At 71.0% G+C, this 9,937-nt stretch carries 9 protein-coding genes; 8 read left to right on the top strand and 1 reads right to left on the bottom strand.

Features of this window, described 5'->3' with window-relative positions; genetic code table 11:
* Both LX16_RS21095 and LX16_RS21090 read left to right on the top strand, forming a co-directional pair.
* Positions 1-599 (top strand): hypothetical protein (locus tag LX16_RS21095; RefSeq protein WP_211354663.1); only part of this gene is annotated, 599 nt, incomplete at its 5' end.
* Positions 600-758: 159 nt separating this feature from the next.
* Positions 759-1,460, top strand: coding sequence for a permease prefix domain 1-containing protein (locus LX16_RS21090; RefSeq protein ID WP_147141984.1), 702 nt, complete (start codon positions 759-761; stop codon positions 1,458-1,460).
* Between the two features lie 9 nt (positions 1,461-1,469).
* Here the strand turns inward: LX16_RS21090 and LX16_RS21085 are convergent, their stop codons facing one another.
* Positions 1,470-1,790, bottom strand: a complete 321-nt coding sequence (locus LX16_RS21085; protein WP_147141981.1) for a PadR family transcriptional regulator — start codon at positions 1,788-1,790, stop codon at positions 1,470-1,472.
* Between the two features lie 121 nt (positions 1,791-1,911).
* Between LX16_RS21085 and LX16_RS21080 the strand changes: the two genes are divergently transcribed.
* The 6 genes from LX16_RS21080 (at position 1,912) to LX16_RS21055 (ending at position 9,936) form a co-directional block, all read left to right on the top strand.
* Positions 1,912-3,210, top strand: coding sequence for a cytochrome ubiquinol oxidase subunit I (locus LX16_RS21080; protein ID WP_158645676.1), 1,299 nt, complete (start codon positions 1,912-1,914; stop codon positions 3,208-3,210).
* Positions 3,203-4,156 carry a cytochrome d ubiquinol oxidase subunit II gene (locus LX16_RS21075; RefSeq protein ID WP_147141974.1) on the top strand — a complete coding sequence of 318 codons (954 nt, stop codon included), beginning with the start codon at positions 3,203-3,205 and terminating at the stop codon, positions 4,154-4,156. The genes LX16_RS21080 and LX16_RS21075 overlap by 8 nt, the downstream gene beginning before the upstream one ends.
* A gap of 16 nt (positions 4,157-4,172) precedes the next feature.
* Complete coding sequence (cydD, locus tag LX16_RS21070) at positions 4,173-6,026, top strand: thiol reductant ABC exporter subunit CydD (protein WP_158645675.1); 1,854 nt, start codon at positions 4,173-4,175, stop codon at positions 6,024-6,026.
* Positions 6,023-8,323, top strand: coding sequence for a thiol reductant ABC exporter subunit CydC (cydC, locus tag LX16_RS21065; protein WP_147141967.1), 2,301 nt, complete (start codon positions 6,023-6,025; stop codon positions 8,321-8,323). Before cydD ends, cydC begins: the two co-directional genes overlap by 4 nt.
* 145 nt (positions 8,324-8,468) lie before the next feature.
* On the top strand, positions 8,469-9,011 hold the full coding sequence (locus LX16_RS21060) for a DinB family protein (protein ID WP_147141964.1): 543 nt from the start codon (positions 8,469-8,471) through the stop codon (positions 9,009-9,011).
* Positions 9,012-9,162: 151 nt separating this feature from the next.
* The gene (locus tag LX16_RS21055; RefSeq protein WP_147141961.1) at positions 9,163-9,936 is read left to right on the top strand and encodes an Rv0361 family membrane protein; all 774 of its coding nucleotides are present in this window, start codon (positions 9,163-9,165) and stop codon (positions 9,934-9,936) included.
* The last annotated feature ends 1 nt before the right edge of the window (position 9,937 follow it).

The raw sequence follows: 9,937 nt of genomic DNA, 5'->3' as shown, positions 1-9,937 counted from the left end.
CCCACATGGGAGAGGAAAGCGCGATGAGCGACGGTTTCGAGGACACGACGACGGATGAGCCGGTGGAGGACGACTACACCGCGGATGACGCGTCGGGTGACTACTTCGACATCAACGGTGATGGTATCGAGGACGCCACGACGGTGGCCGGTGAGGAGACCTTCATCGATGTGGATCACGACGGGGTCGCCGACGGGGTGTTGACCGCCGACGGGGAGTTGTTCTCCGACACCGATGGTGATGGTGTGCTGGATTCGCAGTTGATCGACGTCGATGGTGACGGTCTGATCGATGAGGTGCACACCGACCTGGACGGTGACGGTGACGTGGATCAGGTCGCGGCCGACACCAACGCCGATGGTCTGGTGGACTCGGTGGGTACCGATGTCGACGGTGACGGGGCGTTGGACACCTACGCGGTGGACGCCAACGCCGACGGCCTGGTGGACTCGGTGATCACCGACCAGGACGAGGACGGTGTGGCGGACGTGACGATGACCGACGCCGACGGTGACGGGTACCTGGAGACCGTCGAGTACGGCGACACCGACAACTCCCAGAACCCCGGCCTGGGCACCAACATGAACCCGAACGCCTGACGACCGGCGTGACGTTCTGACACCGACGGCCCCGCGGCCCGCCCGCGGGGCCGTCGGCGTGCCCGGGGGAGCTCACCTAGGTCTCAGGGTTTCTCCCGATGGTGCCGGCGCGCGGCCCCTGGTATCCATGAGGGAGTGCCGGTAGTGAAGGTGGTGCGTATGTCCACGCGGCGTGACGGGGCGGACGGGGACCTCGTCGAACGGTTCGTCGACGACCTGTCGGCCCGGCTGGACGGCTCACGCCGGGCGAAGGCGGACATGCTGCGTGAGGTGCGGCACGGGTTGTCCGACGCCGCCGCCGGCTACCGGGAGTCCGGCATGGCCGCCGCCGAGGCCGAGGCCGCCGCGGTGGCGGAGTTCGGTAGGCCGGCGGAGTTGGCGGGGGAGTTCCAGGTCGAGTTGGCGGCCCGGCAGACCCGGTTCGCCCTGGGTTTCTTCGCGGTGACGGGCCCGGTGGGGGAGACGTTGAGCCGGATCCAGTGGTCGAACGCGGAGCCGGTGGGGCCGGTCGCGTCGCCGCCGGAGTACACGTACCTGCTGTCGCAGGCGGTGGACGTGGTGGGTTGGGGCGCGTCCCTTCTGGCGGTGGTGTTGCTGTTGGCCATGGGGTTCGGTTTCAGCCCGTTGCGTTTCCGGACGGGGTTGGCGCAGCTGGTGGCGTGGTCGATGCTGGCGAAGGTGGTGCTGTTCACGGTCGCCGGTGCGGCGTTGATGGTCCTGTACGGCCGCTTCGAGCCGTTCGCGGATCCGTTCAGTCTGCTGGTGGGGTTGTCGCATCCGGTGTTCGCGGGTGTCGCGGTGTGGTTGGCGTGGCGGTGCCTGCGTACGGCGGGCCACGCGGACCGGTTGGCCCCCGCGTGACGTGAGTCGTCAGCCGGTGCCGAGGACGGCGCCGATGGTGTCGGCGGTCTGCCGCCACTGGCCGCGTTGGGCGGCGAGTTCCCGGGTGCCGGATCCGGTGAGTGAGTATGTGCGGCGTTCCCGTCCGCCGACGTTGCTCCAACTGCTGCGTAGGTAGCCGTTGCGTTCCAGGCGGCGAAGGGCCGGGTAGACGGTGCCGGTGGGTACGTCGAGGGTTCCGCCGCTGCGTTCCTTGAGGGCTTCGATGATCGCGTAGCCGTGGCGGGGTTCGGATTCGAGGACCGCCAGCAGCATGGCGTCGAGGTGTCCGCGCAACGTATCGGCCTTCATAGGTAGCAACGCTACAGGTATTCGGCGGTGGTCGCCACTCTCACTCGTCCGGCTTGCATACTGTGGCTGTCTACATGTAGGCTCTCGATATGTTGCTAGCCTACCTGTTGGTGGTGGCGCCGTGAGTGTCCTCGACCTGTCCCGGTTGCAGTTCGCCGTCACCACCTCGATCCACTGGCTCTTCGTCATGGTCACCATGGGCCTGGTGGTCGTGCTGGTCATCCTCCAGACCCGCGCGCTGCTGACCCGCGACCCCGGGAAACGGGAACTCCTGTACCGGATGACCAGGTACTGGGGGATGCTCTACGTCATCAACTACGCCATGGGCATCGCCTCGGGCATCATCATGGAGTTCCAGTTCGGCACGAACTGGAGCGGTCTGTCCCACATGGCCGGAGACGTGCTCGGAGTGCCGCTCGCCGTGGAGACGCTCGTGGCCTTCGTCGCCGAGTCGACGTTCCTGGCACTGTGGATATTCGGCTGGGGCCGGCTCCCCGAATGGATCCACACCCTGCTGATCTGGCTGGTCGCCGTCACCGCGTACGCGTCCGCCTTCTGGGTGCTGGTCGCCAACGGGTTCATGCAGGACCCCACCGGCTACGAACTCGTCGACGGCCGCGCCAACCTCGTCGACCCCGCGGCCCTGTTCGCCAGCCCCAACGCCATCATGGCGTTCAGTCACATCTGCGGCGCCGCACTGGCCGCCGGGGGCGTCATCCTCACCGTCGTCAGCGCCGCCTACCTGTTCCGCCGGACCCCCGATCAGGCGTTCTTCGTACGCTCGTTCCGGATGGGATACCTGGTCGGCATGGTGGGCCTGCTCTCCGCGTTCGGCACCGGGTGGGCCCAGTACGGGATCGTCACCGAGAACCAGCCCGCCAAGTCACTGGACGCCCTCACCTCCGGCGGCGAGGCCGACGCCGTGCAGGCGGAACTCGTCGCCCAGTTCGGACAGGGGGACTACCTGCTCCCGGCCGGCCTGTTCGCCGCGTTCACCGTCATGATGATGGTCGCCGAGCTCTTCGGCCCGGTCATGTTGTTCGCCTCGCCCCTGGTGATCTGGCGGCTCCCCGCGAAGCTGTGGTGGCTGATGCCGGTCTTCTGGCTGGCCCTGCCGCTGCCGTTCCTCGCCGCCGTCGCCGGGTGGGTGTTCCGCGAGATGGGGCGACAACCCTGGATCATCTACGGCGTCCAACGCACCTCCGAGGCCGTCAGCGACAACGGCATCGGCATGATGTGGACCTCGTTCATCGCGTTCACCGCGATCCTCCTGGTGTTGCTCGTCACCAACTGGTGGCTGCTCGCCCGCCACGCCGTGCGGGGACCGAACCGGGAACTGTTCGGCGTCACACCCGTCGCCCCACCGGCACCCGCCCCCGTCGCGGCCGCCGCCACACCCCGAGGAGCCCTGCATGGCTGAGTTGTTCCTGCTGCTGGTCGGCACGGTGTTCGCCGGCTACTTCGCACTCGCCGGATACGACTACGGTGTCGGGATCCTGCTGCGGGTGACCGCCGTGACCGACACGGAACGCCGGATGGCACTGGGCGCCCTCGGGCCGTTCTTCCTCGGCAACGAGGTATGGCTGGTGGCCGGGCTGGGGTTGCTGCTCGCGGCGTTCCCGCTCGCCGAGGGGGAACTCCTTACCGGCATGTACCCGATCATGGTCCCGTTGATGGCGGCCGTCCTGGTGTTCACCGCCGCCGTGCAGATCCGCAGCCGGTCACAGGCGGGGCGCGGCGTGTGGGACGTGTTGATCGTCGGTTCCGCCTTCGTGATCTCGTTCGGCTGGGGTGCCGCCCTGGGCGCCATGCTCCAGGGCTTCCCGCTGAAGTTCGGCGCGCTGCCGGTCGTGACCGGGGTGCTGACCACGGCACTGTTCACTCTGCACGGTGCGTCGCTGTTGGCGCTGCGGGGCCGCGACGCGGTCCGGGACAGGGCGCTCGCCGCCGCTCGCCGGATGTCGGGTTCCGCCGTGGTCCTGGTGCCGGTCGCCGCCGTGACGACACTGCTTACCGCGAAGGCGGTGTCCTCGGTGTGGGTGACCGGCGGACTGTTCGCGGTGTTGCTGCTGGCGGTGCTGGCCGCGGCGCGTTTCCGGGGGCGTGGCCGCCCGCTGGCCGCCCTGGTGGCGACGGGGGTGGCGTCGGCGCTTCCACTGGTCATCGCCGGTACCGCCGCGCTTCCGGTGCTGTTCGTTCACGAGGACCCGGCGCACTCGCTCACCGTCGCCCAGTCCGTGGCGGGCGACACCTCGCTCGGGTTCCTCCTGGTGACCGCCGTTCCCGTCATACCGGTGCTGTTGGGCTTCCAGATGGTGACGTGGTGGATCTGGCGGCGGGCGCCGCGGAAACCACTCTTCTACTGAACGTAGAATGACTGTCATGCGTCCCGTGGACCCCGCGATGCTGCGCAGGCTGCCGTCACTGCGACGGTACCTGCGCCGCACCGCGGTCACCTCCGTCGTCTCCGCCGGGCTGATCATCGGCCAGGCCGCCGCGCTCTCCGTCGCGCTGGCCACCGCGGTGCGAGACGGCCTCACGCCCGAGGTCACCACCGCGACGGCGTGGTTCCTGGCGGCCGTCGCCGCGCGTGCCGCCGTGCAGTGGTGGCAGGGGGCGTCGGCCGCGCGCGGCGTCGCCGAGGTCAAGACCGAGCTCCGCGACGGCCTGTTCCGGGCCGCCGCCCGCCACGGCCCGACCTGGCGGGGACGGGGACGCACCGGCGAGGCGGTCACCCTCGTCACCAGGGGCGTCGACGGGCTCGACGCGTACGTCAGTGGCTACCTCCCGCAACTGTGTCTCGCGGCGGTCGTGCCGGTCGCGATCCTGGTCGTGATGGCCGTCAACGACCCCGCCTCCATGATCGTCGTGCTCGTCACCATCCCGCTCATCCCGGTGTTCGGTGTGCTGATCGGCTGGCACACCAAGGCGCAGACGGAGCGGCAGTGGCACAGCCTCCGGCGGCTCGGCGGGCACTTCCTGGACGCGGTGGCGGGCCTGCCGACCTCCCGGGTGTTCGGCAGGGCCGCCGACGGCGCCCGCGCGGTGCTGCGCACCTCCGACGACTACCGCGCCGCGACGATGGCGACCCTCCGGGTCGCGTTCCTGTCGGCGCTCGCGCTGGAACTCGTCGCCACCGTGTCGGTGGCGTTGGTGGCGGTGCCGATCGGGCTGCAACTGCTCGGCGGTGACATGGACCTGCGGGTGGCGTTCCTGATCCTGCTGCTCGCCCCCGAGGTGTACCTGCCGCTGCGGTCGATGGGCAGCCGGTTCCACGCCGCGCAGGAGGGACTGGCCGCCACCGGGGCCGCATTCGACATCACCGACACCGACACCCCGACACCCGAGCCCCGCCACGGCAAGGACACCGCGATGATCGACCACGCCACCAGACCCTCCACACCGGAATGTCCACAACCCGCCGAGTATCCACAGGCCCCCGGGCCGCGACTTGCGCCGCCCCGCGTGGCGCCGGATAGGATGACGAGTGGGGCGGAGGTAGGAGGCCCCCCGGGTATCGAAGGCGACCGATCCGTCGAACCGTTCCTCCGGTTCACCGACCTGGCCGTCACCTACCCCGGCGCGGAGCGGCCCGCCGTCGCCGGGCTCACCGCGACCGTCGCCCCCGGTGAACTCGTCGCCCTCGTGGGACGCAGCGGCGCCGGCAAGTCCACCGTCCTCAACGCCCTGCTCGGCTTCGCACCGGTCACCGGCGGCGCCCTCCACCACCGCGGCTCTCCGATCCGGCCCGGCGAGGCGTGGCTGCGCAACGTCACGTGGGTGCCGCAACGCGCCCACCTGTTCGCCATGAGCGTCGCCGACAACATCAGGCTCGGCCAACCCACCGCCGACCCCGACCGCGTCCGGGCGGCGGCGGACGCGGCCTTCGCCACCGAGTTCGTCAACGAACTCCCCGAGGGTTTCGACACCCCGCTCGGCGACGCCGGATTCGGACTCTCCGCGGGGCAGCGCCGCCGCATCGCGTTGGCCAGGGCGTTCCTACGGATCCAACTGCTCGACTGTCCACTGGTGCTGTTGGACGAACCCACCGCCGGCCTCGACCTGCACAGCGAGGCCCGCGTCGCCGAGGCCACCGCGCGACTCCTCGCCGGACGCACCGCGATACTCGTCGCCCACCGCGAATCGATGCTCGACCGTGCCGACCAGGTGTGGCGGATCGCCGACGGCGCGCTCCGCGAGGTCGTCCACCGTTCACCGGCCGGGGCCGTGTCGTGAACGCGTGGCGCCTACTGTGGCCGGTGCGGAGCCACCTGCCGCGGATCCTGCTGGCCGGACTGGTGTCGGCCGCGGCCGAACTCGCCGGGATCGCCCTGATCGCGACCGCGAGCTGGCTCCTCGCCACCGCCGCCGGGCAACCGCCGTTGACGTCCCTCACCGTGGCGATCGTGGGCGTGCGCGCCTTCGCGATCGGCCGGGGGCTGCTGCGGTACCTCGACCGGCTCGTCGGCCACGACGCGGTGTTGCGGGCGCTGGCGCGGCTGCGGGCCCACGTGTTCCGGGCCGTGACGCCGCTGGCGCCGGGGATGACGCGCAGGCACGGTGGCGGTGACCTCCTGACCAGGCTGGTCTCCGACGTCGACTCCATTCAGGACCTGGTGCTGCGGGTCGTCACACCGGCCTGGACCGCCGGGGTCGTCGCACTGGCCGTCACCGGGTTCACCGCCGTGTTCTCGCCGGCCGCCGCGGCCGTCGTCGCCGCCGGGCTCGCGCTCGCCGGGGTCGGGTTGCCGCTGCTGGCGGGCCGGGTCGCGGGCCGTCACGCCGGAGAGGTCGCCGCGCACCGGGCGCGACTCGCCGACGCCACCGTAGACCTGGTGGGCGGTGCCGCCGACCTGGCCGCCTACGGCGCCACCGACGCCGCCGCCGAACGTGCCGGCCGTGACGCGGACCGGCTGGCCGCCGCCGAACGCCGCGCGGGTGTCGCCGGTGCCGGGATCACGGCGGCCGGGACGTTGATCGCCGGCGCGACCGTCGTCGGTGTGTTCCTCACCGCCGGAGGGCTCGGCGTCATGACGGCGGTCCTGGCGTTGACCGCGCTCGTCGGGTTCGAGGTGGTGGCGCCGTTGCCGGACGCGGCTCGGCGGTTCGTCGAGATCCGCGGCTCCGCCGACCGGGTCGTCGCGCTGCTGGACGCCGAACCGGTGGTGCCGGACCCGCCCGACCCCGCGCCGCTTCCGACCGGCGAGGCACGGTTGACGTTGTGGGACGTCCGGCCGGAACTGCCCGGTCGGCGCAGTCACGGCGCGGGAGTCACCCTCGACCTGCCGCCGGGCCGCCGCATCGGCATCGTGGGCGCCAGCGGCGCCGGGAAGAGCATGCTGCTGGCGTCGCTGGTCCGGTTCACGCCCGTCGCGCAGGGCACCGTGACGCTGGGCGGCATCGACCTGGTCGACCTGACGCGGTTGCGGGGCGACGACGTGCGGACCGTGATAGGCGGGATGCTGTCGGACGCGCACGTGTTCCACACCACCGTCCGAGAGAACCTCCTGGTCGCCGCCCCGGAGGCGGAGGACGAGGCGTTGACGGCGGCGCTGCGCCTGGCGGGCCTGCCAGACCTCGACCTGGACCGGCCGGTCGGCGAGGACGGCGGTGAACTGTCAGGCGGCCAACGGCAACGCCTGCTGTTGGCGCGGGCGCTGCTCGGGACGCACCGGATCCTGCTGCTCGACGAGCCCACCGAACACCTCGACGACGCGACCGCCGACGCCGTCACCGCCGACCTGTTGGCCGCCACCGACGGCCGGTCGGTCATCCTGGTGACGCACCGGCTCACCGGCCTGGAGGCACTCGACGAGATCCTGGTGATGGACGACGGCGCGGTGGTGCAACGCGGACGACACGACGAACTGGTCGCCGTCGACGGGCCGTACCGTCGGCTCTGGCGCGCCGGGCGGTTGCAGACCGTATTACCGGGAACCACAGAGCCGGAGAGGACGACTGATAACACCGTGAAGACACTGCGAAACCTGGCCGCCGTCGCGGTCGCCGCCGTCGCCGTGCTGGCGTTCGCGCCCGGCACCGCCTCCGCGCACGCGGGCCTGATCTCGTCCGACCCGGAGGACGGCGCGCGGCTGCCGGAGCCGCCCGCCCAGGTGGTCCTGGAGTTCTCCGAGGAGGTGGACGCGCCGTCGACCCAACTGGCGTTGGTGGCCCCCGGAGGCGACACCGTGCCGTTGCCGGACCCGTCGGTGGAGGGCGACACCATCACACAGCCCGTCACGATCGACACGCCCGGGACGTACACGTTCTCGTACCGGCTGGTCTCGCAGGACGGTCACCCCGTGGAGGGGTCGATCGAGTTCGACGTGGCGTCGGTCCCGACCCCGTCCGGATCGCCGAGCGGCCGGTCGTCCGCCCCCGCGAGCCCGCAGGAGGACACCGCGACGGCCGCGACCGACGACGACTCCGGCGGGGTCGGATGGGGGACGGTGGGCGTGATCGCCCTGGTCGTGGTGGCCGTGGTCGGCGCGGTGCTGGGAATCATGACGGTGGCGCGTCGCCGCTCCCGGTGACCGGGGTAGGCTGACCGCGGATCGATCGACCGTGATGTGAGGAGGTGGCGAGTGATGACCGGAACGTTCCGCACGCCGCCGGAGGCATCCCAGCCGTTCTGATCCCGGCCGACGGCGGCGGCCACACAGACAGGAAACGGCATCCATGCCGAAGACCACTTTCCCGGTCCGGGGCGACGAGCGCGCCCAGTTGACCGCCTTCCTCGATCAGCAGCGACGTCTCGTCCGGACGAAGTGCGAGGGCCTGTCGGAGGCCGACGCGCACCGGAGCCTGTTGCCGTCCTCACCGTTGACCACGGTGGCCGGCCTGGTGTCCCACCTGCGGTGGGTCGAGTACTCCTGGTTCCACCTGAACCTGCTGGGGACGCCCGACTCGGGGCAGACCCCGTGGGCGCCGGACCGTCACCCCGACGCGGAGATGATGGTGGACTCCGTCCCGTTGGCGGAACTGCTGGACGACTACGACGCCGAGTGCGCGCGGTCCCGCGCGATCGCGGCGGCGCACTCGCTCGACGACGTCGAGAAGGCGCCGCCTCCGGCGGAGGCCGGGTCGTCCGGGCCCGTCTCGCTGCGGTACATCCTGTTGCACATGATCGAGGAGACCGCCCGGCATCTCGGGCACCTCGACCTGTTGCGCGAGATGTCGGACGGCGTGAAGGGTTACAAGCGTCCCTTCGACGGCGCCTGACACACCCCCGCCGCGGCGTCCCGGTGCTCCCGGCTCGCCGCGGCGGGGTCGGTCCTGTCAGGACTACCACCTGCGCGTATGGCGTCGCGGGTTGCGTGTGACCGGTATGGTCGATGGAAGCCCGCACCGTGCCCTCGAACGAAGGTGTGCCGTGACTCATCCTCCACAAGGTCCCGATCACCAGAGCCCCTTCGGAATGCCCTCGCCGGATCCCTCCGGTTGGCCGGAGTCGCGGCAGGAACCCCACGACTATCCGGACCGGGGCAGCGCCGGCACCGAGTACCGGTTCGATTCGCCCGTGGACGGTTACACCCCGGGTCAGCATTCGGCCGTCCCGGCGTCGCCGGGCGCGCCGCAGTACGGGACGCCCGGGTATCCGACGTCGGCGCCGCCGGGTTGGGCGGGGCCGCCGCCCGGCCATCCGCCGCAGCACGTCCCGCAGTATCCGCAGTACCAGCCGCCGGTCCCGCCGCCGAAGTCGCAGGCGGGGTTGTTCGTTGGCCTGGGGCTGGGTCTGTTGGTGATCATCGCCGTCGTGATCGTGGTGATCGCCGCGAACAGTGGTGGCTCCTCCGGCACCACGGCCGACGACACCGACGCCACGACCGCGTTGACTCCGACGCAGGTCGTCGACGGCTACTACCAGGGCCTGAAGAACCACGACGTGGACGCGATCCTGGCGACACTGTGCCAGGTGGAGGTCAACGCCTACAACGCCGACCCGTACACGGAGGAGGAGCTGGAGACCGAGTTGTGGTCGCTGGCCGACGCGTCCTCGTACGAGATCACGCGTGAGGAGGGCGCCGACACGGCCGAGGCGCGGGTGTACGTGGACGTCACGTACCAGGGGCAGACGAGCGTGACGATCGCGGTGTTGCAGAAGGAGAGCGACGCCTGGAAGATCTGCCGCTGGGAGTACCAGTAGC

Source organism: Stackebrandtia albiflava (assembly GCF_007994225.1).
GTDB lineage: Bacteria > Actinomycetota > Actinomycetes > Mycobacteriales > Micromonosporaceae > Stackebrandtia > Stackebrandtia albiflava.
This window is presented reverse-complemented; position numbering and strand designations above follow the sequence as displayed.

Bases quoted from the DNA above. Each gene is read 5' to 3' on its own strand.
- LX16_RS21085 (WP_147141981.1), bottom strand. From the start codon at position 1,790: ATGAAGGCCGATACGTTGCGCGGACACCTCGACGCCATGCTGCTGGCG.
- LX16_RS21060 (WP_147141964.1), top strand. From the start codon at position 8,469: ATGCCGAAGACCACTTTCCCGGTCCGGGGCGACGAGCGCGCCCAGTTG.
- LX16_RS21075 (WP_147141974.1), top strand. From the start codon at position 3,203: ATGGCTGAGTTGTTCCTGCTGCTGGTCGGCACGGTGTTCGCCGGCTAC.
- LX16_RS21090 (WP_147141984.1), top strand. From the start codon at position 759: ATGTCCACGCGGCGTGACGGGGCGGACGGGGACCTCGTCGAACGGTTC.
- cydD (WP_158645675.1), top strand. From the start codon at position 4,173: ATGCGTCCCGTGGACCCCGCGATGCTGCGCAGGCTGCCGTCACTGCGA.